General features: G+C 63.5%; 25 protein-coding genes. 14 read left to right on the top strand and 11 right to left on the bottom strand.

The genetic code is table 11. The features are described from left to right. Positions 1–51: 51 nt before the first annotated feature. Positions 52–1293: a class I SAM-dependent RNA methyltransferase gene (locus ABD906_RS02065; RefSeq protein WP_345097955.1), complete on the top strand. Its 1242-nt coding sequence runs from the start codon at positions 52–54 to the stop codon at positions 1291–1293. Between the two features lie 9 nt (positions 1294–1302). Here ABD906_RS02065 and ABD906_RS02060 read toward each other — a convergent pair whose 3' ends face one another. From ABD906_RS02060 to ABD906_RS02045, 4 genes are all read right to left on the bottom strand, one after another. Beyond that, positions 1303–2475 carry a GGDEF domain-containing protein gene (locus tag ABD906_RS02060; RefSeq protein ID WP_345097954.1) on the bottom strand — a complete coding sequence of 391 codons (1173 nt, stop codon included), beginning with the start codon at positions 2473–2475 and terminating at the stop codon, positions 1303–1305. A 167-nt stretch (positions 2476–2642) separates the two neighbouring features. Next, positions 2643–3350: an NAD-dependent deacylase gene (locus ABD906_RS02055; RefSeq protein WP_345097953.1), complete on the bottom strand. Its 708-nt coding sequence runs from the start codon at positions 3348–3350 to the stop codon at positions 2643–2645. After that, on the bottom strand, positions 3350–4762 hold the full coding sequence (tldD, locus tag ABD906_RS02050; RefSeq protein ID WP_345097952.1) for a metalloprotease TldD: 1413 nt from the start codon (positions 4760–4762) through the stop codon (positions 3350–3352). Before tldD ends, ABD906_RS02055 begins: the two co-directional genes overlap by 1 nt. Positions 4763–4998: 236 nt before the next feature. Beyond that, positions 4999–5514, bottom strand: coding sequence for an invasion associated locus B family protein (locus ABD906_RS02045; RefSeq protein ID WP_378188192.1), 516 nt, complete (start codon positions 5512–5514; stop codon positions 4999–5001). Positions 5515–5963: 449 nt separating this feature from the next. Here ABD906_RS02045 and coxB point away from each other — a divergent pair, with 449 nt between their 5' ends. From coxB to ABD906_RS01990, 11 genes are all read left to right on the top strand, one after another. Beyond that, positions 5964–6845 (top strand): cytochrome c oxidase subunit II, encoded by an 882-nt coding sequence (coxB, locus tag ABD906_RS02040; RefSeq protein ID WP_345097949.1) that lies wholly within the window; start codon positions 5964–5966, stop codon positions 6843–6845. A 40-nt stretch (positions 6846–6885) separates the two neighbouring features. Then, positions 6886–8538 (top strand): cytochrome c oxidase subunit I, encoded by a 1653-nt coding sequence (ctaD, locus tag ABD906_RS02035; protein WP_345097948.1) that lies wholly within the window; start codon positions 6886–6888, stop codon positions 8536–8538. A gap of 77 nt (positions 8539–8615) precedes the next feature. Then, the gene (locus ABD906_RS02030) at positions 8616–9542 is read left to right on the top strand and encodes a heme o synthase (RefSeq protein ID WP_345097947.1); all 927 of its coding nucleotides are present in this window, start codon (positions 8616–8618) and stop codon (positions 9540–9542) included. Positions 9543–9547: 5 nt separating this feature from the next. After that, a complete protein-coding gene (locus ABD906_RS02025) occupies positions 9548–9709 on the top strand; it encodes a hypothetical protein (protein WP_345097945.1) in 162 nt (53 codons plus the stop codon). 4 nt (positions 9710–9713) lie between these two features. Further along, positions 9714–10313 carry a cytochrome c oxidase assembly protein gene (locus tag ABD906_RS02020; protein ID WP_345097944.1) on the top strand — a complete coding sequence of 200 codons (600 nt, stop codon included), beginning with the start codon at positions 9714–9716 and terminating at the stop codon, positions 10311–10313. Next, complete coding sequence (locus ABD906_RS02015) at positions 10313–11194, top strand: cytochrome c oxidase subunit 3 (protein ID WP_345097942.1); 882 nt, start codon at positions 10313–10315, stop codon at positions 11192–11194. The genes ABD906_RS02020 and ABD906_RS02015 overlap by 1 nt, the downstream gene beginning before the upstream one ends. A 135-nt stretch (positions 11195–11329) precedes the next feature. Then, entirely contained in the window at positions 11330–12073 is a 744-nt protein-coding gene (locus ABD906_RS02010) for an SURF1 family protein (RefSeq protein WP_345097941.1), read from the top strand. A 49-nt stretch (positions 12074–12122) separates the two neighbouring features. After that, positions 12123–13133: a 4-hydroxy-3-methylbut-2-enyl diphosphate reductase gene (ispH, locus tag ABD906_RS02005; RefSeq protein WP_345097939.1), complete on the top strand. Its 1011-nt coding sequence runs from the start codon at positions 12123–12125 to the stop codon at positions 13131–13133. A gap of 3 nt (positions 13134–13136) precedes the next feature. After that, positions 13137–14105, top strand: coding sequence for a homoserine kinase (locus ABD906_RS02000; RefSeq protein WP_345097938.1), 969 nt, complete (start codon positions 13137–13139; stop codon positions 14103–14105). After that, positions 14102–14539 (top strand): ribonuclease HI, encoded by a 438-nt coding sequence (gene rnhA, locus ABD906_RS01995; protein WP_345097937.1) that lies wholly within the window; start codon positions 14102–14104, stop codon positions 14537–14539. Before ABD906_RS02000 ends, rnhA begins: the two co-directional genes overlap by 4 nt. 187 nt (positions 14540–14726) lie before the next feature. Then, positions 14727–15545: a sulfite exporter TauE/SafE family protein gene (locus ABD906_RS01990; protein ID WP_345097936.1), complete on the top strand. Its 819-nt coding sequence runs from the start codon at positions 14727–14729 to the stop codon at positions 15543–15545. Between the two features lie 102 nt (positions 15546–15647). Here the strand turns inward: ABD906_RS01990 and ABD906_RS01985 are convergent, their stop codons facing one another. Then, on the bottom strand, positions 15648–16136 hold the full coding sequence (locus ABD906_RS01985; protein ID WP_345097935.1) for a peroxiredoxin: 489 nt from the start codon (positions 16134–16136) through the stop codon (positions 15648–15650). Between the two features lie 119 nt (positions 16137–16255). Further along, positions 16256–17068, bottom strand: a complete 813-nt coding sequence (locus ABD906_RS01980; RefSeq protein WP_345097934.1) for a protein-disulfide reductase DsbD domain-containing protein — start codon at positions 17066–17068, stop codon at positions 16256–16258. A 141-nt stretch (positions 17069–17209) separates the two neighbouring features. On the opposite strand from ABD906_RS01980, the gene ABD906_RS01975 reads away from it, so the two are divergent. After that, entirely contained in the window at positions 17210–17806 is a 597-nt protein-coding gene (locus tag ABD906_RS01975; protein WP_345097933.1) for a YqgE/AlgH family protein, read from the top strand. Positions 17807–17972: 166 nt separating this feature from the next. Here the strand turns inward: ABD906_RS01975 and ABD906_RS01970 are convergent, their stop codons facing one another. The 4 genes from ABD906_RS01970 to thrC form a co-directional block, all read right to left on the bottom strand. Continuing rightward, positions 17973–20825 carry an EAL domain-containing protein gene (locus tag ABD906_RS01970; protein WP_345098025.1) on the bottom strand — a complete coding sequence of 951 codons (2853 nt, stop codon included), beginning with the start codon at positions 20823–20825 and terminating at the stop codon, positions 17973–17975. A gap of 55 nt (positions 20826–20880) precedes the next feature. Continuing rightward, the gene (locus ABD906_RS01965; RefSeq protein WP_345097932.1) at positions 20881–21468 is read right to left on the bottom strand and encodes a GNAT family N-acetyltransferase; all 588 of its coding nucleotides are present in this window, start codon (positions 21466–21468) and stop codon (positions 20881–20883) included. Between the two features lie 92 nt (positions 21469–21560). Further along, on the bottom strand, positions 21561–22850 hold the full coding sequence (locus ABD906_RS01960) for a M16 family metallopeptidase (RefSeq protein ID WP_345097931.1): 1290 nt from the start codon (positions 22848–22850) through the stop codon (positions 21561–21563). Between the two features lie 4 nt (positions 22851–22854). Next, the gene (thrC, locus tag ABD906_RS01955; protein ID WP_345097930.1) at positions 22855–24258 is read right to left on the bottom strand and encodes a threonine synthase; all 1404 of its coding nucleotides are present in this window, start codon (positions 24256–24258) and stop codon (positions 22855–22857) included. A gap of 125 nt (positions 24259–24383) precedes the next feature. Between thrC and ABD906_RS01950 the strand changes: the two genes are divergently transcribed. Beyond that, entirely contained in the window at positions 24384–24920 is a 537-nt protein-coding gene (locus ABD906_RS01950) for a hypothetical protein (protein ID WP_345097929.1), read from the top strand. Between the two features lie 165 nt (positions 24921–25085). On the opposite strand, the gene ABD906_RS01945 is transcribed toward ABD906_RS01950, so the two are convergent. Then, positions 25086–25778 (bottom strand): HAD family hydrolase, encoded by a 693-nt coding sequence (locus ABD906_RS01945; RefSeq protein ID WP_345097928.1) that lies wholly within the window; start codon positions 25776–25778, stop codon positions 25086–25088. Positions 25779–25913 lie beyond the last annotated feature (135 nt).

Raw genomic sequence — 25913 nt, 5'->3', positions numbered from 1 at the left:
GGGGCAGTCTCCACGTTTCCCGGAACCGCTTCAGCAACGGGAATGTCTGACATGATCGAGCGCCTGCGGATCGACAGGCTTGGGGCGCAGGGTGACGGCATCGCCGAAACGGCGCAGGGGCCCGTCTACGTGCCTTTCGCGCTGGCCGGAGAGACTGTTTCCGCGGAGATCAGGGGACAGCGGGCGCAGATGGTGCAGGTGGAAGAGGCATCGCCGCTGCGCGTGCAACCCGTCTGCGCGCATTTCGGACAGTGCGGTGGCTGCTCGATTCAGCACCTCGCCGTAGAGGCCTACGCGGCGTGGAAACGCGAGAAGGTCGTGCGGGCGCTGGAGCTTTCCGGGGTCGAGGCAGAGGTGGGCGAACTCGTCACCTGCCCGCCGGCAACGCGCCGGCGCGTGGCGCTCAGCGCCCGGAAAGCGGTCGGGACGGTGCTGCTCGGCTTCAACGCGGCCATGTCCCACGACATTGTGGAGATCCGGGACTGCGCGGTCGCCGTGCCTGAAATCGTCGCAGCGCTCGGAGATCTGCGGGAGCTTGCGGGCGTGCTCGCGACCGGCCCCAAGCCCATCCGGCTGACCGTCACGGCGACGAGGACCGGGCTCGATATCGCGGCGGATGGCGTCGGCCGTGTCGACGAAGGACGGCGGCGCGGGTTGGTCGAGCTGTGCCTCGGCAGGCGATTTGCGCGACTTTCGGTCGATGGCGAGATCATCATCGAGCGGAAAAAGCCGGTGGTGATGTTCGGCGATGTGCCGGTGGTAATACCGCCGGGCGGCTTCCTGCAGGCGACCGAGCAGGCGGAGGCGGTGATGGCGGCGCTGGTGACCGAGCACCTGGCCGGTGCGAAGTTCGTTGCGGATCTCTTCGCGGGCAGCGGCACGTTCGCGCTTCGTCTTGCAAGGCAGTCACGTGTTCATGCGGCAGAAAGCGAGGCGAGGGCGCTGACGGCGCTTGATGAGGCGGCGCGGCATGCTCCGGGACTGAAGCCTGTCAGCGTGGAGAAGCGCGATCTGTTTCGCAGACCGCTCCTGCCAAAGGAGCTCGCGGCGTTTGACGGGCTTGTGTTCGATCCGCCACGCGCCGGAGCCGAGGCACAGAGCGAGCAGATCGCAAAGTCCGAGGTGCGGAAGGTGGCGGCAGTGTCGTGCAATCCGGGAACGCTGGCGCGGGACCTCGCGATTCTTGCGAAGGGCGGGTATCGGATCGTGCGCGTCGTGCCCGTCGACCAGTTTCTGTGGAGCGCCCACGTGGAGGCCGTCGCATTGCTGGAAAAGCCGCGCCGGCGCGGCTGAGAATGTTTCTCAAGCGGGCTCGGAAACCTGCGAGCTGCCGCTGTTCCGGACGGGCCGCTCGCTGACAACGCAGTTCCGGCCGTTTTGCTTCGCCTGATAGAGCATGTCGTCGGCGCGGCGAACGGCCTGCCACGGATCCTCTCCCGGGCGAAGCAGGGCCACGCCGATGCTGCACCGGACGGTGATGCCGGGGACGGGCGTTTCGTCGCCCATCACGAGGTGCGAGGCCCGGATCCGTTCCGCTTCGCGTACGGCTTCGGGGAGCGATATTCCCGGCATGACGATCACGAATTCCTCGCCGCCCAGACGCGCGAGGAAAGTGCGGGGCCGCAGAAGCGCGGTCAGCTGACGGACGAAATGCTGGAGCACGATGTCGCCACCGTGGTGTCCGTAGGTGTCGTTGACGCGTTTGAAGTGATCGATGTCGCAGACCAGGATGCTCACCGGCATGTCGAGCGACCGAACCTTCTTCAGGATGCGGTCGAGGGCGCGGCGGTTGTAGACGCCGGTGAGCGGATCGGTGTCCCGTTCGTCACGGATCGAGGCGACCACGTCGAGGCCGGTCACGATGATGGTCGCCACGCCCATGATGGCCGACAGGACGCCCATTACGTAGAGCGACAGCTGCCAGAAGGCCGTGCTGCCGAACTCGTCCGGCGTCATTTCGCGGCTGATGGACCCCAAGGTGTAGAGCGTGCGCGGAAAGAAGTGCAGCCCCGTGCAGAGGACCGCCCAGAACAGCAGCCTGTCGGCGAAGCTGCCGCGCATGTTGTGACGGATACGCCATGCCGCGTAGAGGAAAATCAGAGCAAGGCCAAAATTGAGGACGTAGACGCGGCTGATCAGATTCCGATCGACATAGGCGTACCAGGCGATGCCGGCGATGATGAGCGCGGTCAGGCCGAGGAGGGCTGGGCCGCCACCCTTCGCGCTGGAACGCCGCACCACCCCGAGCGCAAAGGCGGAAGCGCCCGTGGAATAGAACACCGCCGATACGACAGCGTTCAGGCGCAGTTCGGCGGGGTAGCGCAGGATCTGGGCAGCGACGCCAACCGAGAAAAGCATGAAGCCCGCCGCGATCAGTGCCAGATGCGGACGATGCTGGCGTATGGCGATCCAGAGGAGGCCGACGGTGAGGCCCATGATCACCAGCAGCGATGGATTCACGAGTAGGGGGATCATGCTCAACTCCTCCCCCGCTGTTGCTAAAGATCTATAAATATCTAAGCAAGTCTTTTTGGGGCAGGCGCCCAAGCGTGTGCGTCGCAGGGTGGAAACAGCGGTGAGGGAACCGGAAATGGCTGGAACGGCAGAGTTGTTTACTGGACTAAACGGCCCGGTGTTTCGGCTCAGCCGTTAAGCTCACCCGCCAGCAGGGCGTCAACGAACGGGGGCACGATCTCCGTGGCACGGCCCTTGATACGCTCGTCGAAAAGTTCGGAGACTTCCGAGCATTCGAGGTTCAGTTCCACCGTGCGAGCGCCGTTGCCGGACGCCACCTCAACGAACATGGCGGCCGGGTAGACGCTGCCGCTCGTGCCGATGGACACGAACATGTCGGCGCGGATAAGCATCTCCTCGATAATGTCCATGTGGTAGGGCATTTCGCCGAACCACACGACGTCCGGGCGCAGGCAGCCGCTGTGGCCGCAGTTCGGGCAGTTGTCGAAGGCCGAGAGCGGTCCTTCCCACTCGAAGCGCTTCTTGCAGCGGACGCAGAGAGCCTTGCAGAGCTCACCGTGCATGTGGATGAGGTTCTTCGTGCCGGCGCGTTCGTGCAGGTTGTCGATGTTCTGGGTGATCACGACGACGCTGCCCCGGTACTCGCGTTCGAGCCGGGCGAGCGCATGATGGGCCGCGTTCGGCTCCACCAGGCTCAGCTGCTCGCGGCGATCGTTGTAGAACTGGTGCACGAGCGTGGGGTTGGCGGCGAAGCCTTCCGGCGTTGCCACCTTGCGAAAATCGTAGCGGGACCAGATGCCTCCGGAATCCCGGAATGTGTCCACGCCGGATTCGGCCGAGATCCCGGCACCTGTGAGAATGACGATCAGAGACATCAGGCCTGCGTTCCGCCAACGGTCATGCGGTCCATGCGGAGATGGGGCTGGCCGACGCCCACGGGCACCCACTGCCCGCCCTTGCCGCAATTGCCGATGCCCGAATCGAGCTTCGTGTCATTGCCAATCATGGTGATGCGGTGCATTGCATCGGGGCCGTTGCCGATCAGCGTCGCGCCCTTGACGGGACGGGTCACCTTGCCGTCCTCGATCAGGTAGGCCTCGGTGCAGTCGAAGACGAACTTGCCTGAGGTGATGTCCACCTGGCCGCCGCCGAAGGAGACGGCGTAGATGCCCTTCTTCACGGAAGCGATGATCTCCTCCGGCGTGCAATCGCCACCCAGCATGAAGGTGTTGGTCATACGCGGCATCGGCTCGTGCGCATAGGACTGGCGGCGGCCGTTGCCTGTGGGCTTCATGCCCATGAGGCGGGCATTGAGCCGGTCCTGAATGTAGCCGACGAGCTTGCCGTCGTCGATCAGCACGGTGCGGTTCGACGGCGTGCCTTCGTCATCAATGGTGATCGAGCCGCGGCGCTCGGCAATGGAGCCATCATCGACCACCGTCACGCCCCTGGCCGCGACCTGGGAGCCGAGAAGCTCGGAGAAGGCGGAGGTCTTCTTGCGGTTGAAGTCGCCCTCCAGACCGTGGCCGACGGCCTCGTGCAGCATGACGCCCGGCCAGCCGCTCGCGAGCACGACATCGAAGGTGCCGGCGGGGGAGGGGGAGGCTTCCAAATTGACCAACGCCTGGCGGAGCGCCTCCGAGGCTGCGTGCTGCCAGGCTTCCTCGGTGACGAACTCGTCAAAATTCTTGCGGCCGCCGCAGCCGAAGCTGCCCGTCTCCTGACGGTCGCCCTCGCCGACGACGACGGAGATGTTCATGCGCACCATGGGACGGATGTCCTCGGCCGTGTAGCCATCGGGACGGACGATCTGAACGTGCTGCCAGGAAGCGGCGAGCGAGGCGGAGACCTGACGGACGCGCGGATCCCGTGCGCGCAGCCAGGCGTCGATCTGCTGGAGCAGCCGGACCTTCGCGTCGAAGGCGGGCGCGACCAGCGGATTGTCGTCGGCGTAGAGTTTCCGGTTGGTGCGGGCGGGAGCCGCGTCGAGCTTGCCGGCGTAGCCCTTCTTCACTGCGGCCACCGCATCGGCGGCGCGGCGCAGCGCGGATGCGGAAAACTGATTGGCATGGGCATAGCCCGTGGCCTCGCCGGCAACGGCGCGCAGGCCAAAGCCCTGGTCAGTATTGTAGCTGGCGGTCTTCAGCCGGCCGTTGTCGAATACGAGTGATTCGGCCTGGCTGCGCTCCAGGTAAAGCTCGCCATCGTCGGCTCCGGAGATCGTATCTGATACGATGCGGCGGACCTCGTCAGCGGAGATGTCGAAATGCTCGATGAGGCTGTCCATGTCGCGCCTTTATGAATGCAGGATCCACCGTCACATATAAGAGCCTGTGGGCCGGAGAGCAAACGGCGAAGGCGAGAGGCCGTGAATCACCGCAACCGTCCGGACTTGCGCGGGAGCCTCGTGCCGGAAAACATGGCGTTCGCGTGGCGGAGGCCCGCGGCCAGTGTCCGCTCGCGGCGGTCCTGTACAAACGGCGCGGAAGGATGAAAGACGACGGCCGCCTTGCGCGAAAGACCTCAGTTCTTGGGCAGGGCGTCGAAAGCTTCCTGGAAACCGGTCAGGTCCACCGGAATGCCGATGCCTTCCTCCGGGGTCTGGAAGACGACGAAGGTGGCCTCCTTGCCGGAACTCAGGGTGTTACGGAGGGTCTCGTCGAGGATGACCTCGGACCAGCAGCCGTCGTGCAGGCAGCGCATGAAATAGGCGCGACCCTTGTCCTCGCCATCCACGAATAGTCCAAGACCGTTGGGGAGCAGGACACCAAGAGGCGCCATGACGCGCATCAGCTCGGCCTTGCCGTCGGCGGTTCGCAGGATGGCGACGAAGAGGCCCATTTCGGGACGGTCCTCGGCGACCACGCTCTGCATCATGATGCACTGTTCCTTCAGGGCGCCGCCGGGCTTGTCGCAGACGATCGACCAGGCGCCGTGCGTGGAACGGACATTTCCTTCAGGCTGTTGCTGCGCAAGCGCCGGCGCCTGCGCCGCCAGGGCGAGCAAACCCGCAGCAATGGTTCTGAAAACAGAGCGCATCATCTACCTCTTTCGACAGCCGAATCGGGAAATTATTCCGTTTCCATATAAATGTACAACGGAACGGCCGATCTGCCCGCATAATCCCAGAATCGGAGCTTTATGGCAAAAGAGCGCGGAGCGCCAAGGCCTTCTGCCTGTTTTGATTCGTATTCCGGCCGCATTTGCACAAGCTGTTGGCAAACTGAAGGCAATCGCACCCCGGTCCGAACAGGAAGACCGCCAGGTTTCCCAATCAGTTACGGATTATTCCGGGATTGGCGCAAAATGCCGCATGCCAAAAAATGGGGCAGGCTCGACGCCTTTCTTGAGTTTGATGGAAGAGTGTGTTTGAACTCAACTTGGAGCTAATGTTTTACCGGCGCCGACCTGTATGCAGGGCGGTGCTTTCGTGCACACCCGCCAGAACCCAGAAAACCGGGTGGTGCATTGATCGGGAGACGACGAGGGTGAAAAAGAAAATTGCAGCAAGCCTAGGGCTTCTCACGCTATTGGGGGCCAGTGGAGCCTTTGCGGCTCAACCGCAGCCGTGGCAGATGGGCATGCAACCGGCCGCCACTCCAATCATGGAGGGCATTCGCTGGTTCGAGCAGTATACACTGTGGTTCATCGTGCCGATCACGCTGCTCGTGACGCTGCTTCTGGCGTGGGTTGCCGTGCGCTACCGCGCAAGCGCCAACCCTGTTCCTTCTAAGACCAGCCACAACACGGTTATCGAGATCATCTGGACGCTCGGTCCGGTGATCGTGCTGCTTCTGCTGGCGGTTCCTTCCTTCCAGCTGCTGACCTATCAGTATACGCCGGATGAAGAGCCGGCGATGACGGTCAAGGCGACCGGCATGCAGTGGTACTGGGAATATGAGTACCAGGACGAGAATGCCGATTCCCCGGTGTCGTTCAGCTCGCTTCTGCTCCAGGATGCTGACCGCGTCGAGCTGGGCAAGGAAGACCTTTCCCAGTACCCGCGCCTTCTCGCCGTCGACAACGAAGTTGTCGTTCCGGTCAATACCACGGTTCGCCTTCTCGTTACGGCCGGTGACGTGATCCACTCCTGGGCGATGCCCGCCTTTGGCGTGAAGGTCGACGCCGTTCCGGGCCGCCTCAACGAAACGTGGTTCCGCGCCGAGCGTGAAGGTCTATACTACGGCCAGTGCTCTGAACTGTGCGGCAAGGATCATGCCTTCATGCCGATTGCCGTCCGCGTCGTTTCGCAGGACCAGTTCGATCAGTGGTATTCGGCCGCCGCGGAGAACCTCGAAGACGCAAACCGTGCTCTTGCGGCTGCTATCCAAAGCGCCAAGGGCGAGGAAAAGGTCGCTGGCCTGAACTAAGGCCCGACCCGGATAGAATTATCGAATGGAGCGTTAGGATATGGCAGGCGCTGCTACACACGCCCATGACGACCACCACACTCCAAAGGGGTGGGTGCGCTGGGTCTACTCAACAAATCATAAAGACATCGGTACGCTGTATCTGATCTTCTCGATCGTGGCCGGCATCATCGGTGGCATTCTCTCCATCCTGATGCGCATGGAGCTGCAGGAGCCGGGCATCCAGATCTTCCAGGGCCTGGCCCAGATGGTCTATGGCTACGATGCCGACATGTCCGTGGATGCGGGCAAGGAACTCTTCAACGTGTTCGTGACCGCTCACGGCCTCATCATGGTGTTCTTCATGGTGATGCCCGCGGTTATCGGCGGCTTCGGCAACTGGATGGTGCCGATCATGATCGGTGCGCCGGACATGGCGTTCCCGCGCATGAACAACATCTCGTTCTGGCTGCTGCCGCCCTCGCTGCTGCTCCTGCTCATCTCGCTCTTCGTTCCGGGCGCCCCGGGCAGCTACGGCGCCGGCACCGGCTGGACGGTCTACCCGCCGCTGTCGACGATCGGCATGCCTGGACCGGCAGTTGACCTCGCCATCTTCTCGCTCCACCTCTCCGGTGCGTCGTCGATCCTTGGCGCGATCAACTTCATCACGACCATCTTCAACATGCGCGCTCCCGGCATGACCATGCACAAGATGCCGCTTTTCGCATGGGCCGTGCTGGTGACCGCGTTCCTGCTGCTGCTTTCGCTGCCGGTTCTGGCTGGCGCCATCACGATGCTGCTGACCGACCGCAACTTCGGCACGACGTTCTTCGCGCCGGACGGTGGCGGTGATCCGCTGCTCTACCAGCACCTGTTCTGGTTCTTCGGTCACCCCGAAGTGTACATCATGATCCTGCCGGCCTTCGGCATCATCAGCCACATCATCTCGACCTTCTCGAAGAAGCCGATCTTCGGCTACCTCGGCATGGCCTACGCCATGGTCGCGATCGGTGGCATCGGCTTCGTCGTGTGGGCCCACCACATGTACACGTCCGGCATCTCGCTCGACTCGCAGCGTTACTTCGTGTTCGCTACGATGGTCATCGCCATCCCGACGGGCATCAAGATCTTCTCGTGGATCGCCACGATGTGGGGCGGATCGATCTCCTTCCGCGTGCCGATGCTCTGGGCCATCGCTTTCGTGTTCCTGTTCACGATCGGCGGCGTGACGGGCGTGCAGCTCGCCAACGCTGGCCTCGACCGCTCGCTGCATGACACCTATTACGTGGTGGCGCACTTCCACTACGTGCTGTCGATGGGTGCCGTGTTCGCCATCTTCGCGGGCTGGTACTACTGGTTCCCGAAGATGTCCGGCTACATGTACAACGAGACGATCGCCAAGCTGCACTTCTGGCTGACGTTCATCGGCGTGAACCTCATCTTCTTCCCGCAGCACTTCCTGGGTCTGGCCGGCATGCCGCGCCGTTACGTCGACTACCCGGATGCCTTCGCCGACTGGAACCGCGTCTCTTCGTACGGTTCCTACATCGCCGGCATCGCCGTGGTGGTGTTCCTCTTCGGCGTGATCGAGGCCTTCGCGAAGAAGCGCATCGCAGGCGCCAACCCGTGGGGCGAGGGTGCAACCACTCTGGAATGGCAGCTGTCTTCGCCGCCGCCGTTCCACCAGTGGGAGCAGCTGCCGCGCATCAAGTAATTGCGCGGTAAGCTCGATCGCAGACAGGCGGCCCGGCGCGGTCCGGGCCGCGGACAGGACGAAAAGAAGAGCGCGATATGTCAGTGGTGCATGAAGAGCGAGTGTTGAACGACCCGGCGAGCCTGTCTGAGGCGACGGCTGGCGACTTCGTCACGCTGCTCAAGCCGCGGGTCATGTCGCTCGTGATCTTCACGGCCTTCGTCGGACAGATGCTGGCGCCCGGCGCGCTGCATCCTTTCCTGGCGTTCGTGGCGACGCTTTCGATCGCCGTGGGCGCGGGTGCGGCCGGGGCGCTCAACATGTGGTACGACGCCGACATCGACGCGGTGATGAGCCGCACGTCGAAGCGGCCGGTGCCACAGGGGCGCGTCACGCCGAACGAGGCGCTGGCCTTCGGCCTCGTCCTCTCGGCATTCTCGGTGATGACGCTGGGCCTGATGGCCAACTGGCTGGCAGCCGCGCTGCTGGCGTTCACGATCTTCTTCTACGCCGTCATCTACACGATGTGGCTGAAGCGCTCGACGCCGCAGAACATCGTGATCGGCGGCGCGGCAGGGGCATTGCCTCCGGTCGTGGGCTGGGCCGCGACAAGCGGAGTCGTGTCGGTGGAGAGCCTGGTGCTCTTCCTGATCATCTTCCTCTGGACGCCGCCCCACTTCTGGGCTCTCGCACTGTTCAAGTCGGGAGACTATGAGCGGGCCGGCGTGCCGATGATGCCGAACGTCGCGGGCGAGGCTTCGACCAAGAAGCAGATCTTCGCCTATTCGATCCTCGTCGCGATCAGCGGCGTGCTGCCGACGGTGCTCGGCTTCGCGTCGCTGTTCTACGGCGCGGCGGCGGCCGCCCTCGGCATCGGCTTCGTCTGGTACGCCTGGCGCGTGCTGACGGTGGACGATCCGAAGATGAAGCCCGCCAAGGCCCTGTTCGGCTTCTCTGTCCTGTACCTGTTCGCGATCTTCGCGGCACTGCTGGTTGAGGCCATTGCCGGCCGGTTGGGAGCCTGAGCGGAATGATCGACAAGAAAGACCTCATCAAGCCGACGGAAGCCCAGCTCAAGGCACGGCGCAACCGAAATATCGCGCTGGCCCTGGTGCTGCTTGCGTTCGTGCTGCTGGTCTATTTCGGCAGCATCTTCCGCCTGGGTCCTGCTGTGTTCAACAGACCGCTGTGAGGCCATGACCGAGCATCTCAAAGACACCGATACGGCACGCAAGAACCGGCGGGTGGCAGTCATCTGCGCCGGAGTGTTCTGCGGCATGGTCGGACTGTCGTTCGCGGCGGTTCCGTTCTATGACCTGTTCTGCCGTGTCACCGGCTATGGCGGGACGCCGAAGCGGACCGACCAGTACTCGGACGTTATCCTGGACCGCACGATTACCGTGCGCTTCGACGCAAATGTCGCTCCGGGGCTGCCCTGGCAGTTCCGGCCGAAACAGAGGCAGGTGGAGCTCCGCATCGGCGAGACCACCGAAGCCCACTACATCGCAACCAACATCGCGGACACCAATACGGCGGGGACGGCGAGCTTCAACGTCCAGCCGGAGCTGGCCGGCGCATACTTCAACAAGGTGCAGTGCTTCTGCTTTACAGAGCAGGATCTCGAACCCGGCCAGTCCATTGAAATGCCCGTGCAGTTTTTCGTCGATCCGGAAATCGTCAATGTTCCGGAGCTGAAGAACATCAAGACAATCACGCTTTCCTACACTTTCCACCCGCTGACCAAGGCCACCGCTGAAGCGCCGGCCCAGGCAGCCAAAGAGAGGATCGGGGGATAATGGCTAGCACGCATACCAAGAATCACGACTATCACATCATCGATCCTAGCCCGTGGCCTGCACTGGGGGGCTTGGGAGCATTCCTGATGGCTCTGGGCGGCGTCGCGTGGATGCGCGCGCTCAACAGCGACTCCTTCGAGGTGCTGGGGCTGGACCTCGCCAATGCGAAGTACTGGATCTTCGCCATCGGCACGGTGCTGACGCTCTACGTCATGTACGCCTGGTGGAGCGACACGATCAAGGAGGGCCACGAGGGCCATCACACCCGCGTCGTGACGCTGCACATGCGCTACGGCATGATGATGTTCATCGCCTCGGAGCTGATGTTCTTCGTGGCATGGTTCTGGGCGTTCTTTGACGCTTCGCTGTTCCCGGGCGAGGCCGTGCAGGTGGCGCGCGCCGAGTTCACGGGTGGCGAATGGCCGCCGGCAGGCATCGAGGTCATCGACCCGTTCCATCTGCCGCTTTACAACACGATCATCCTGCTGCTGTCCGGCACGACGCTGACCTGGGGTCATCACGCGCTGCTCAACGGTGACCGCAGGGGGCTGATCGCAGGTCTCGCGGTGACGGTGGCGCTCGGCGTGCTGTTTACCGGCGTGCAGGCCTATGAGTACATCCACGCTCCGTTCGGCTTCAGCGGCTCGATCTACGGTGCCACGTTCTTCATGGCGACCGGCTTCCATGGCTTCCACGTGCTGGTCGGCACCATTTTCCTGCTGGTGTGCCTGCTGCGCGCGATCGGTGGTGACTTCACGCCGCAGAAGCACTTCGGCCTCGAAGCGGCCGCCTGGTACTGGCACTTCGTGGACGTGGTGTGGCTGTTCCTCTTTGTCTTCATCTACGTTTGGGGCTCCTGGGGCGCGACCTACGCCCACTAATGCGAGCGGGGCGGTTCCCGGGGAAGCCGGTTCCGGTGTTTCGGGAACCATCGGGACAAGCCTTGAAATAAACAAATGGGGGCGGCATATGCTGCCCCCATCTGTTTTGTAAGGCGGCAAGAGCGGGCAAGGATCTTGAGTACTGACAGCAAACCGCGCGCTCGCGGGACACCCCTTCTCGTCATCCTGAGCATTCCGGTGCTCATTCTGCTGCTGACGCTGGGGACCTGGCAGGTCCACCGGCTGCACTGGAAGGAAGGCCTCATCCAGCGCATCCACGAGCGCATGGCCGAGAAGCCCGTGCCGCTGCAAACGATCGCGGGCATGTATGCGGACGGTCAGGACATCGAGTACCGGCCGGTAACGCTCTCCGGCTCGTTCATCCACGAGGGCGAGCGGCACTATTTCGCCACCTGGGAGGGCAGGTCAGGGTATTTCGTGCATACGCCGGTGGATCTCGGCAACGGACGTTACATCCTCGTCAATCGCGGGTTCGTTCCGTTCGACCGGAAAGATCCTGCCACGCGCCAAGAGGGGCAGGTGCAGGGAATCGTCACCATCGGGGGCATCGCGAGGCTGCCGGAAACGGAGAAGCCGTCGTTTCTCGTCCCGGATAACGATGTCGCTCAGAACATCTTCTACTGGCGTGACATCCCCACCATGGCCCGCACGGCGGGCCTGCCGGCTGACAAGGTCTATCCGTTCTTTGTCGATGCCGACAACCAACCCAATCCGGGCGGATTGCCAGTAGGCGGTGTAACACGTATCGACTTCCCGAACAGGCATCTGGAATATGCCGTGACCTGGTACGGTCTTGCGTTTGCGCTCATTGCGGTGCTCGCTGCATGGCTGTACCGCCAGTGGCGGACCAGACCTTGACCGCCGGGCGATTCTCGCCCACGTGTTGGCCTCGCGGAGTGCTCCTTGAATGACCACGACTGGTGAAAAACAAGAACTGACCATACGGCTGTGCAGGCCGCGAGGCTTCTGCGCCGGGGTCGACCGCGCCATTCAGATCGTGGTGCTCGCGCTCAAGAAATACGGGCCGCCGGTCTACGTGCGGCACGAAATTGTGCACAACCGCTACGTGGTGGAAGGGCTGCAGGAGCGGGGCGCGATCTTCGTGGAGGAACTGGACGAGATCCCCGAGGAGCACCGCCATTGTCCGGTGGTGTTCTCGGCCCATGGCGTGCCGAAGTCGGTGCCCGCGGACGCGCAGGCCCGCAACCTCTTCTATCTCGATGCGACGTGCCCGCTGGTCTCCAAGGTGCATAAGCAGGCAATGCGGCACCAGCGGCTGGGCAGGCACGTGATCCTGATCGGCCACGCGGGCCATCCGGAGGTCATCGGAACGATGGGGCAGCTCGACGAGGGCTCGGTCTCGCTGGTGGAGACGGTCGAGGACGCCCTGCGCTTTGAGCCTCCGGCCGGCCAACCGCTCGGCTTCGTGACGCAGACGACGCTGTCGGTGGACGACACGGCGGGAATCATCGAGGCGCTGAAGCAGCGCTTCCCCGACATCCAGGCGCCTGCAGCCGAATCCATCTGCTATGCGACCACCAACAGGCAGGAGGCGGTAAAGGCAGCCGCCCCCGGCACGGACCTGTTCCTGATCGTCGGCGCGCCGAACTCTTCCAATTCGCGGCGGCTGGTGGAAGTGGCCGAAAAGGCCGGAACCAAGCGCGGGCTGCTTGTCCAGCGGGCGGCGGAGATTCCCTGGGACGAGATCCGGGACATCTCGGTCATGGGGCTATCGGCGGGAGCTTCCGCGCCGGAAATCATCGTGGCGGAGATCATTGAGGCTTTCCGGCAACGTTATGACGTGACGCTGGATCTTGCGATTACCGCGGTCGAGGACGAGACCTTCCCGGTCAACCGCGAGCTGCGCGACGTGCCGCTGACGACCGAAGACATGGCCTTCGTAAACGGGACTCTCTGAGACATGGCCGTCTACACCGACATTTCCGAGGAAGAGCTCGTCGCTTTTCTCGGCGAGTATTCCGTGGGCAATCTGCTCTCCTACAAGGGCATCGCCGAGGGCACCGAGAACTCGAACTACCTGCTGCACACGACGCAGGGCGCCTATATCCTGACGCTCTACGAGCGTCGGGTGGAAAAGGCGGATCTGCCGTTCTTCCTCGGCCTCATGCAGCACCTTTCGCGCAAGGGCATTTCCTGTCCGCTGCCGGTGCAGAGGAAGGACGGGGAATTGATCGGCCATCTCGCCGGCCGGCCGGCGGCGCTCATCACCTTTCTGGAGGGCAACTGGATGCGCAGCCCCACGGCCGCGCACTGCCGGCAGGTGGGCAAGGCGCTGGCCGAAATGCACCTGGCCGCCGCCGACTTCACGCTGACTCGCCCCAACGCGCTTGCGCCGGAAGGCTGGCTCAAGCTCTGGAGCGCATGCAGGGACCGGGCAGACCAGGTGATGGTCGGGCTTGCTGAGGAGACGAGCAGGGACCTCGATGAGATCGTCGGCCAGTGGCCGACGGATCTGCCGTCCGGCGTGATCCATGCGGACCTTTTCCCGGACAACGTGTTCTTCCTGAACGGGAAGCTCTCGGGGCTGATCGATTTCTACTTCGCCTGCAACGACCTGCTGGCCTACGACATCGCGACCTGCCTCAATGCCTGGTGCTTCGAGAAGGACATTTCGTTCAACCTGACGAAGGGAGCGGCGCTGCTGGCAGGCTACCAGAGCGTGCGGCCGCTGGGGCCTGCGGAACTCGAGGCGCTGCCGTTGCTCGCGCGCGGCTCGGCGGTGCGCTTCATGCTGACGCGGCTCTATGACTGGCTCACCATTCCCGACGGGCCGCTGGTGAAGAAGCGCGATCCGCTGGAATATCTCAGGCGCATGCGGTTCCACCGGCAGATCCGGTCCGCCAACGAGTACGGGGTGGGAATAGGGTGAAGCGCGTCGAGATCTTCACGGACGGTGCCTGTTCAGGCAATCCAGGGCCGGGCGGCTGGGGCGCCATCCTGCGCTACAAGGGCGTGGAGAAGGAGCTCAAGGGCGGGGAGCCGGAGACCACCAACAACCGCATGGAGCTGAAGGCGGCGACGGAGGCGCTCAATGCGCTCAAGGAACCGTGCGAGATCGACCTCTACACGGACAGCAACTACGTGCGCGAGGGCATCTCGGGCTGGATCCACGCCTGGAAGCGTAACGGCTGGAAGACGTCGGCCAACAAGCCGGTGAAGAATGCCGAGCTGTGGCAGGCGCTCGACGAGGCCACCCGGCGGCACAAGATCCACTGGCACTGGGTGAAGGGACACGCGGGGCACCCGGAGAACGAGCGGGCTGATGCGCTCGCGCGCGCAGGCATGGCGCCGTACAAGAAGTAGACGGAGGTTCGGCGCTGCTGACTTCTTTTTGGAGTGGTTCGGAGTTTCAGGACAACTCTCTACCGGTCCAGCCATTGTAGTTTCGCGGTCCGGGAGGGAAAGCCGCATTCCACTTTTCCCGGAACCGCTCGGGAGGCGGGCGGAGGGCCCGAAATTTTGTGCTGGGTTCTTTCATTGCGGAGGACGGATGGAATTTGACACATTGATCATGCTGGCGGCGGGCATCGTTGCCGCTGGCGCGGTCGTCGGTTTTCTTGCCGGACTGTTCGGAATCGGCGGCGGAGCCATCTCTGTACCGGTTCTCTTCCAGACATTCCTTTTCCTGAACATAGACGAGGCCGTGGCAATGCCGATGGCGGTGGGCACATCGCTCGCCGTCATCATCCCCACGTCGCTCCAGTCCGCGCGCGGGCATTATCTGCGCGGCGCGCTGGACATGAACGTGCTGAAGATCTGGGCCATTCCGCTGCTGATCGGTGTGACAACCGGGTCCGTCATCGCGCGTTATGCCAATCCGTGGGTGTTCCAGCTGGTGTTTGCCTTCGTGGCGACGATCCTTGGCATAAGGTTGCTAGCGGGCGGCAAGAACTGGCGCATCAGCGATCATATGCCGGGGCCCGCCGTCCAGCGCATCTACGGGACCGTCATCGGGTTTCTTTCGTCCCTGATGGGAGTCGGTGGCGGCGCGATGGCCACCATGGCGTTTACGCTGCACGGGGTACCGATCCATAACGCGGTAGCGACTTCCGCCGGCATGGGTGTGCTCATCTCCATTCCCGGAACGATCGGCTACATTCTGGCGGGCTGGGGCAAGCCGGGCCTGCCACCCGACGCGGTAGGATACATCTCGCTCCTTGGGTTCGTGCTGCTCGTGCCGACGTCGCTGCTGACCGCGCGGCTCGGCGTGCGGGCGGCGCACGCGCTGTCGCGGCGGGCGCTGGAGATTTCCTTCGGCGTATTCCTGCTACTGGTGGCAGTTCGCTTCGCCTACGCGCTGACGGCCTGAGGAGACCCGGGAGGGGCGCTTACTCTTTGCGCGCGCAAGAAAAGGCGGCGGATGATGATCCGCCGCCCTTTGACGTTCAGTTGGAGATTGTCCGCGCGTAGATCAGCCGAGCTGCTGCAGCAGGCGCGCGGCGCCGCTTGCCTCGGCGTTGCTCGGAATCTCCTCGATGTTGAGCTGGCGGACGACGCCGTCCTCGACGAGCATGGAGAAGCGCTTGACTCGGGTGCCGAGGCCGCCCTTGGAGAGGTCGATCTCCAGGCCGAGGGCGCGGGCGAAGTCCGCGTTGCCGTCGGCGAGGAAATCGAGCTTGTCCTGGGCGCCGGTGAACTTTGCCCAGGCGCCCATGACAAAGGCGTCGTTGACTGCCATGACAGCGATGCTGTCGATGCCGCGGGCGACGAAGGCGTCATAGTTTTCCACGAAGCCGGGGAGATGGCTGTTCGTGCAGGTCGGGGTGAAGGCTCCCGGCACGCCGAACAGCACGACCCTGCGGCCGGCGAAATAGCTGGCGGTGGAAATCTCCTCCGCGCCCTCGGCGGTGACCTTCTTGATGGTGACGTCCGGGATGCGGTCGCCAATCGCTATCGTCATTGCGTGTATCTCCTCTCCACGTGTTGTCGGAGTGACCTCTCAGGACGGCAAACTAGAGGCTTCGACGGCAAAGGGAAATAGCAAAGCGACCGTCAGACGGATGATTGGCACGGCGGCGCTCAGTCGGCACCGGAGGCCACCTGAACCGGAAACGGAACCGTGCCTGCCACAGCCTCGTCGCCCTGGACCAGCGTGTAATGGAGGTGCGCGCCATGTCTTGGGGCGATGAGAACTTGGGAGGCAAAGGTGGCTGCGGTCGCATCGCGCTCCGTCAGCGAGGGAAGGGTCATCTGGCCATCGAGCGCGGTGATGAACAGCTGGGCTGGTATTTCAGGGTCCGGAAGGTTCACCCGGAGAAGGAGCTCGTTCCCACGCTTCTCGGCAACAGACAGGCGAAAATCGGAGCGCGGTTCCGACGGAAGGTCAGCGAACGCCGCCTGGACGGTGAGGGCGTCCTGAATGTCTTCGGCGCCGGCACTGGCATCGAAGACCAGCGGTGCCTCGACCGGAATGCAGATGGCCTTGCATATTCCGAGCATCACCTCGGACTCGATCAGTGGGGCCGTCCCCGGCTTCGGTGTGTGAAAGATTACGGGAAGCGTAACGCTGCGGTCGTAGCCTGCCCAGTCGCCATAGGGATCGGCAAAGCTTCGCGGCGCCGGAAAAAGGATCTCCACGCCCTTCACCTCCTGGCCGAGCAGCTCGATGCGCGGCGGAATGCCCGTGGGACCGGGATCGCGCCAGTAGGTCTTCCAGCCGGGCTCCAGGGCGATCTGCAGGGCGCCGCGCAAGCGGCCGTCACTGTCGGAAACGCCGGAAGTGACGAGCTTCACCGATCCTCCGGGCGTGACGATGGTTTCGCTGGATGCGGCGAGCGCGGGGACGGAAAGCGAGAGAAGGCCGGTCAGCAGGAACGCGAGTCTCGAAATCATAGGTCCTTTTTAGCGTGAGGATCGCACGATGGTCCATATTATTCATAATCTTGCCGAGAGACTCTGTCGGACTTGTGACGCCGGGCAGCGGCAAGACCCTTCCCCGCCTATCCGAAACCCGTTAGTTTTGAAATGATGCAGATGACAGGCAGAACCATGGCGATCACGCAGTCGCTCCAGAACCACTTCCTTCTCGCCATGCCGGGCATGGAAGACGAGCGTTTTGCGCGTACGGTTGTCTATCTGTGCGCCCACACCGAAGAGGGCAGCATGGGGCTGATCGTGAACCGTACGCAGCAGCTGCGGTTTTCCGACATCCTCGTCGATCTTGGAATTGTGGCGCGCGAGGATGCGATCAAGCTGCCGGAGAAGGCGCTGAAACTTCCCGTGCTGCACGGCGGTCCGGTGGAGCAGAGCCGCGGTTTCGTGCTCCATACGGGCGATTACCATGTGGAGACGTCGCTGCGCGTGGCGGATGACGTCTGCCTGACAGCGACGTTCGACATCCTGCGCGACATCTCATCGGGACGCGGACCCGCCAAGGCGCTGATGGCGCTCGGCTATGCGGGCTGGGCGGCGGGACAGCTCGAGGCGGAGATCGCCGAAAACGGTTGGCTGGCGTGCCCGGCAACGCCGGAGCTCCTGTTCACCGACCGGATCGACACGCTCTACGACCGGGTGATGGCCTCCATGGGCGTCGATCTCTCACGCCTCAGCAGCGCGTCCGGACACGCATAGGGCGGTATCCGCAAGGGGATGATTGCAAGCGCGCCTGAACCGGCGCGCAGGAACCCGATGCGTCTGCGCCGGCCGCGGCGCCTTGGACAGGCAGGGGCTTTCTCTGCACACTGATCCGCGCCCGATGGCTGCCGGGGACGGCTTCGCACGGCCATCTCCTGCCCGCTCACGACACCGATTTCAGCGGATATTGCTCCATCAGCAGGCGCAGGGAGGTTTCGGCGTCCTCGGGCGTGCCGAAGTAGAAGCTCTGGGCAAACTCGCAGCCGGTAGCGCGGAGCTTGGCGACCTCTTCCTCCCCCGTCACACCTTCCGCCACGACGGCGAGTCCGAGGTCGTGCGCCATGGTAATCATGGACTTGAGCAGGACCGAGCCCTTGCTGCTCTGGTCGTTCAGGAAGCTCTTGTCGATCTTGATCGTGTCGAACGGGAAGCGGGTCAGATAGGAAAGCGACGAGTAGCCCGTGCCAAAGTCGTCCAGCGAAAGACCGATGCCGAGCTGGCGCAGCTTGTTGAGCATGTGCGCCGACTGCTCCGGATTGTCCATAATGAGGGACTCGGTCAGTTCAAGGCGGAAGCAGCGCGGCTTGATGCCGGCGCGCGTGATGGCCGAGCGGACATCGCCCACCAGGTCGCGACGGATGAGCTGGCGGCTCGAGACATTGACCGAGACGAAGAGCGGGATGTCACCCAGCTGCTTCTGCCAGTTGTAGAGGTCTTCGGCCGCCTGCTGAATGGCGAACTGGCCAAGCAGGACGATCAGGCCGGAACTCTCCGCGATCGGGATGAATTCGCCGGGCTGGATGATGCCGCGGCGAGGATGCTCCCAGCGCAGCAGAGCTTCAAAGCCAGCGATCGTGTTGTCCTCCAACCGCACGATGGGCTGATAGACGAGGCGCAGTTCCTTGCGCTCGACGGCGCGGCGCAGATCCGACTCGATCTGCAGGCGGTCGGTGCCGCTTGTACGGAAGGCCGGACGGAAGGGCTCGATGCGATCGCCGCCGAAGCGTTTCGACTGGAACATCGCAAGCTCCGCATCCTTGAGCATGTCCTCGGCGGAGGTCATTCCCGCCGTCCAGGAGACCAGGCCGATGGACGGGGTGAGGATGATTTCCTTGCGGGCGAAGGTGATGGGCGCGCGGATCGTCTTGCGCACCGCGTCGGCAACGGCGGCAACGCGGGACGGCGCCGTTTCGGACAGGAGAATGATGGCAAACTGGTCGCCGCCCAGGCGCGAGAGCGTGTCGCCAGGCTTCATCAGGCGGTGAAGGCGGCGGGCAATCGTGAGAAGGATCGTGTCGCCCGCGGAGATGCCGAGCTCGTCATTGACCAGCTTGAAGCGGTCGATGTCGATCATCATCACCGTGGGCCGGATCTTACTCTGGTTGCCGGCCATGGCGAGCGTGGTTTCCAGAATGCTGATGAATAGCTCGCGGTTGGGAAGGCCCGTCAGATTGTCGTTGACGGCGTCATGCAGAAGCCGCTCCTCGGCCTTCTTCTGCTCGGTGACGTCGATCATGGTGCCGACGCAGCGGATCACCTCGCCATCGGCACCCACGACGGGGCGGGCGCGCAGGGAGAGCCAGTGGTAGTGACCGTCGGCGCCGCGCAGGCGGAAGGACTGCGAGATCCGGCCGCGACGATGCTCGAGAATGGTGTCGAGGGCGGAGCGGAACGTGTCGCGGTCGTCGGCGTGAAGCAGCGGGAGCCAGGTGCGGGCGGGGCCGTGAAGGCTGCCCGCCGGAAGGCCCAGTTCGCGGCTGATGTCGGGCTTGGTGACGACGCGGTCGCGCATCACGTCCCAGTCCCAAACGATGTCGCCCGAGCCCGCGACGGCGAGTGCCTGGCGCTCCATGTCGCTGAACAGGCCCTGGAACATGGAGCTGCCGGTGAAGGCATGCTGCATGACGGTGAAGCCGATGAGCAGGATGATCAGGATCAGGCCGCCGTTGATGGCGGGCTGGACCATGTCGTTGTCGAGCCGCCCGGTGACGGCGAGCCAGGCGCCGACGACCCAGACGAGCACCATCAACCAGCTCGGGATAAGCATGATGGCGCGGTCGTATCCATGCAGGGCGAGATAGATGATCAGGCCAAGGCCAATGAGGGCGGTGGCGCCGAAGGAGAGGCGGGCGATGCCCGCCGCGACGGGCGGGTCGAACCATGCCACGCCGGCGATGATGGCGAGGCCGACGATCCAGGCGAACAGACCGTAGCTGAAGTGCTCATGCCAGCGGTTGAGGTTGAGATAGGCGAACAGGAAAACCACCAGCGAGGCGGCAAGGGCAACTTCCGCGCCCGCGCGCCAGAGCTGCTCGTCGGCGGGCGAAATGCGGATCAAGCGGTCGAGGAAATGGAAATCGACGGAAATGTAGGCGAGAACCGCCCAGGCGAGGGCGGCCGTCGCCGGAAACATCGAGGTGCCGCGGATCACGAACAGGATGGTGAGGAACAGCGCCAGAAGGCCGGCGATGCCGATCACGATGCCGCGGAAGAGCGTGTAGGAGTTGACCGTGTCCTTATAGGCGGAAGGTTCCCACAGATAGATCTGCGGCAGATTGTGGGACGAAAGTTCCGCAACGAAGGTGACGACGGTGTTCGGATTCAACGTGACGAGAAACTCGTCGGCGTCGTTGCTTGGCTGGCGGTCGAGCGCAAAGCCTTCGCTGGGAGTGATGGAGGCGATACGCTGGGAGCCCAGGTCGGGCCAGATCAGGCCGGAGCCCACGAGGCGGAAATGCGGCGCAACGATCAGGCGGTCGAGCTGCGTGTCGGTGGTGTTGGCAAGGGCGAACACGGCCCAGTCACCGGTGGAGCGGCGATCCTTCGCCTGCACCTCGATGCGGCGCACGATGTTGTCGGCGCCCGGGGCGGTGGAAACCTGGAAGGCATCTCCCTGTCCCCGATAGATCTCGACGGCCTTTGACAGGTCGAGGGCGACGTCTTCCCTCGTGATCTTGATAGGCTCCAGAGCCCATGTCTGTCCGACCGAGAGAAGAACAACGACAACCGCGGCCAGAAAACGGCAAAGACTATCAACGACTTTGAACCAAGGCACCAAGAATCAGCCTCGCCTATCTACCAATTGGGGTGTCTCCGACGATCCGAGCATACAGGTAGTGGTCTTGCCACGAACCATTGATGCACAGGTAGGAACGCAAGAGCCCTTCGCGCTGAAATCCGGCTTTTTCAAGTAAGCGGACGGAACGCTGATTGCTTGGAATACAGGCGGCTTCGAGCCGGTGCAACCGCAGCGTATCAAAAGCATACGGGATAACGCACTGCAGGGCGTCGAACATGGCACCCTTGCCGGCGTAGCGTTCGCCCATCCAGTAGCCGATGGTCGCAGTCTGGGCGGCGCCCCGCCGAATGTTGCTGAGGGTGATGCCTCCCAACAGGTTGCCCTCATCCTTGCAGAAGAGGAAGAAGGAAACCGCGTGCCCCTGCTCGTAGGCAATCTGGTACTGTCGCAGGCGCTGGCGATAGGCGCGACGCGACAGCTCGTCATGGGACCAGACGGGTTCCCAGGGGGTGAGGAATGCCCGGCTTTCCTCACGGAGTTCTGCCCAGGCGGCGTAGTCTTCCGCAGCAGGCATGCGCAGGAAGACCTTTGCGCCTTCCAGCGCCGGGTAGTCGCGGCGGAAGAGGGCGCTGCCGAACATGTCAGATCACAACCACCTCTCTGTCCAACGCGGGCACGACTGCCTCTTCAACATGGTAACGGATATTCGCGCCATATTGCATCAGACCGCCGTCAGATCGCAATGCTGCGCGGACGGTGATGTGAGAGCGCGTCCCTTATGGTGTTAAGTGGCATGAGCCTGCCAACCGGACCGATGGCAGTGATGGTGGGGCGCGATGAGAAGAGGCGCGCGGACAGGTCCGTCAGACGCTCGACCGTCAGACCGGCCAGCCGGTCCATCAGTTCCTCCGTGCCGATCGGACGGCCGTAGAGGAGGAGCTGGCGGGCGATCTGGGAAGCGCGGCTCGACGGGCTCTCGCGGGACATGAGAAGCGAGGCGCGGAACTGGGCGCGGGCGCGATCCAGCTCGGCCTGCTCGATGCTCTCGCCGGCGCGGATCAGCTCCTCGATGATAACCGGCATGAGCTCCTCGGTTCCCGTGTCGCCGGTGGCGGCATGGATGCCGAAGATGCCCGTGTCGGAGAAACCCCAGTGGAAGGTATAGATCGAATAGCAGAGGCCGCGCTTCTCACGCACTTCCTGGAACAGGCGGGAGGACATGCCGCCGCCGAGGATCATGGAGAGAACCTGCGAGGCATAGAAGTCGCGGGCGTGATAGGCGCGGCCCTCGAAGCCCAGGATAATCTGTGCGTCGCGCAGGTCGCGCATCTCGCGGTAATCGCCGCCAACATAGTGGGCGACCTGGGGCTTGGCCGTCTGCTCGGCGCGGGGACGGAAGTCCCCAAAGCGCTTCTCGACCTCGCGGACGAACTCGTCGTGTTCGACACCGCCGGCGGCGACGACGACCATGCGGTCCGCGCCGTACTGGCGGCGCATGAAATCGTGGAGCTGTTCGGAGGTGAAGGACTGGACCGTCTCCGGCGTGCCGAGGATGGAGCGGCCGATCGCCTGGTGGCGGAAGGCCGTTTCGGTGAAGCGGTCGAAAACGGCGTCGTCGGGTGTGTCGAGCGCTGCGCCAATCTCCTGGAGGATGACGTGCTGTTCGCGTTCCAGTTCCTCGAGATCGAACTTCGAATCGGTCAGGATGTCCGACAGGATGTCGACGGCGAGCGGAACGTGTTCCTTCAGGACGCGAGCGTAGAAGGCCGTGGTCTCCACGCTCGTCGCCGCGTTGATTTCTCCGCCGACGTCCTCGATCTCCGTGGCGATGTCGAGCGCGCTGCGCCGGCCCGTCCCCTTGAACGCCATGTGTTCGAGGAGATGCGCAATGCCATGCTCTTCTTCCGTCTCGTGGCGCGAGCCCGACTTGACCCAGACGCCGAGGGACACGGATTCCAGATGCGGCAGCGTTTCCGTCGCAACCGTCAAGCCGTTGCTAAGACGGCTTACCTGTACGCTCATATAGTCACTCCCTAGACACCGCCCTCGCGCGGCGGATTATGTGATCTTCCACCATTTTCAGGTCCGATGGAAGGACCGTGAAACGTTCCTGCGCAGACATGATGCCTTCCAGCCAGACCGGCAGGGCAGGGGTGACGCCACAGGCATCCTTCACCGCCTGCGGGAACTTGGCCGGATGGGCCGTCGAAAGGACGATCATGGTCTCGCCGGGAATGGCCTTTTCCCGCGCAACCTTGAGCGCGGTGGCCGTGTGGGGATCGGCGAGATAGCCGCTGTTTTCCAGCGTTTCGCGGATGGTCTGGGCCGTTTCTTCCTCGCTGGCGCGGCCGGCATCGAACTCGGCGCGGATGCGCTCAAGCGCGGCGGCAGGGACGGTGAAGCTGCCGGACTGCTTCAGGCTTTCCATGCAGGCGCGGACCTCGGCGGCGTCGCGGCCGGCGGCCTCGAAGAGCAGGCGCTCGAAGTTCGAGGATACCTGAATGTCCATGGATGGCGACATGGTGGGGACCACCTCGCGCGTCTCATAGCTGCCGGTGGCAAGGGTGCGGGCGAGGATGTCGTTGGAGTTGGTGGCAATGATGAGCCGGTCGATGGGCAGGCCCATGCGCTTGGCCACATAACCCGCAAAAATGTCTCCGAAATTGCCGGTGGGAACCGCGAAGGAAACGGAGCGGTCCGGCGCGCCCAACGAAACGGCGGCGGTGAAATAGTACACGGTCTGGGCCATGATACGGGCCCAGTTGATGGAGTTGACGCCCGACAGACCGATGCGGTCGCGGAAGCCGTGGTCGTTGAACATGGCCTTCACGAGGCCCTGGCAGTCGTCGAAATTGCCCTCGATGGCGATAGCGTGGACGTTGTCGGCCTTCGAGGTGGTCATCTGGCGCTGCTGGACCGGAGAGACGCGGCCGTGCGGGAACAGGATGAAGACATCGGCGCGCTTGGCGCCGGCGAAGGCCTCGATGGCGGCGCCGCCGGTATCGCCCGAGGTGGCTCCGGCGATGGTGACGCGCTCGCCGCGCTTCTCAAGGACATGATCCATCACGCGGGCAAGGAACTGCATGGCCACATCCTTGAAGGCGAGGGTAGGGCCATGGAACAGCTCGAGGACGAATTCGGCCGGGCCGGTCTGGACGAGCGGGCAGGTGGCGGTGTGGCGGAACGTACCGTAGCTTTCATCGATGATCGACTTCAGATCCTCATCGGAAATCTCGCCGCCGACGAATGGCCGCATCACGACAAAGGCGGCCTCAGGATAGGAAAGTCCGCGCAGGGCGCGAATTTCTTCTGGGGAAAACCGGGGCCACTCGGCCGGAACATACAGTCCGCCATCGCGGGCAAGGCCCTGGAGCATGACGTCCGAAAAACCCAAGACAGGCGCTTCCCCGCGGGTGCTGACAAACTGCATGCCGCTAAGACTCCATTTCCAACAGTTGAATGCTGGCGTGCGCGATTGCCAGCCAAGTTCGTTCTGCGCGGTTGATATAGAACACCAACGATGTATTAGAAAAGCATCAGTTCGTGAGAGGTGTCATGTCTGTTAAGGTCGGGGCGGCAGCATTTGCAATTCTTGCGGCGGCGATGGTCGCAGGGTGCCAGCAGGGTGCAACAACCAGCACGCAAACCTCGCTCGAGCCGGGACAGATCCGGGAAAGCGAGCTGCGCGCCTACTGTCCGCGCCCAACGCTGCGTGAAGAAACCGTCTACATGAGGCAGTATGAGCGCGGCGGAGACGGCGATCCGAACCGCCTTATCTTCCAGGCTGTGATCTCCGACACGACGCGCGCTTGCCAGTACAACCAGGGTAGCGGCGTGATCAACGTTGTGGCTGCCGGCCGCCTCGTGCCGGGCCCCAAGGGACGGCCCGGAACCTATACGCTGCCCATCCGTGTGATCGCGACGCGCGGGGATCAGGTCCTTTACTCGCAGGTCATCCGCCACCAGGTGAACGTGAGCGATGTGGCGGGGGCGACGCAGTTCTTCCTCAGTGATCCGAATGTGGTGATCCCCGGCGGGATCGACCGCAGCGTACAGGTCTCCATCGGCTTCGAGGGCGGCACGCGGAACTGATCGCGCGCCGCGCTTACGACCGTGTAGAACCGAAGAAACCCGGCAGGCGCACCTCGCCGGGTTTATTGTTGGTCGGTTTTCACTGAAACGCCGGGCAGCCCGCGCGTCCCGGACTGCCTGCTCGTCCCCGGGGGAGCCGTTCCCGCTTGCTCTGGCCGCGTCACGTCATATGTCGGCGGACCATTCCGCGAGCGCCTCGATGGTCGGCTTGAGATCGGACATGCGGCTGACGGTCGTCTCGGCGCCGGCCTCCATCAGCATGTCGGCGTGCCGGGGATGGGTGTGCGAGGCGCCGGTAAAGCCGATGACCCGCATGCCCGCAGCGCGAGCGCCGGCAATGCCGTGCATCGAGTCTTCGATGACGATGGTGTTCTTAGGATCGGCACCCATCTCCTTGGCCGCGTGGAGGAAGACGTCGGGAGCGGGCTTGGGCCGCAGGCCGGGCGTATCCACGGACGAGAAGATTTCCGACGGCGCGAACAGGTGGATGAGGCCTGCACGCTTGAGCGAAGCCTCGATGCGATGGCGCGTCGAGTTGGAACAGATGCACTTCCTGTATTTCAGCGTGGCGAGGACCTGGGCGACGCCTTCGATGGCTTTGACTTCGCGAGCGAGGCGCTCGTCGATCATGGTCTCGACCTTGTCGATCAGGGTTGCCTGGAAGAGAACCTGCGCCTCGCGTTCGATGGTAAGCAGGATATCCTTGAAGGTCAGACCCGAATAACGCTCGGTGAGCTCCTCGGGGGAGATGTCGTGGCCCGCCTTGCGGAGGAGTTCCGATTCAACGCGCGCCGCAACGATTTCGGAGTCCACGAGGACGCCGTCGCAATCGAAGATGATGAGGTCAATGGCTGGCATTTGGACTCCGGATCAGCATGACAATTGAGGTAGGGCTTCTCTGTGCGGCCATGTAGATCTGCCGCACCGCCATGACAACCCGCGTCACGGCCGGAAGCACAAAGTTTCGCTCGCGAGTGCTCTCCTTACTGTTTG

It is taken from the genome of Chelativorans composti, assembly GCF_039541695.1.
In the GTDB taxonomy this organism is placed as follows: domain Bacteria; phylum Pseudomonadota; class Alphaproteobacteria; order Rhizobiales; family Rhizobiaceae; genus Chelativorans; species Chelativorans composti.
Note: the sequence above shows the minus strand (reverse complement) of the source record. Positions and strands in the feature narration are given on the sequence as shown.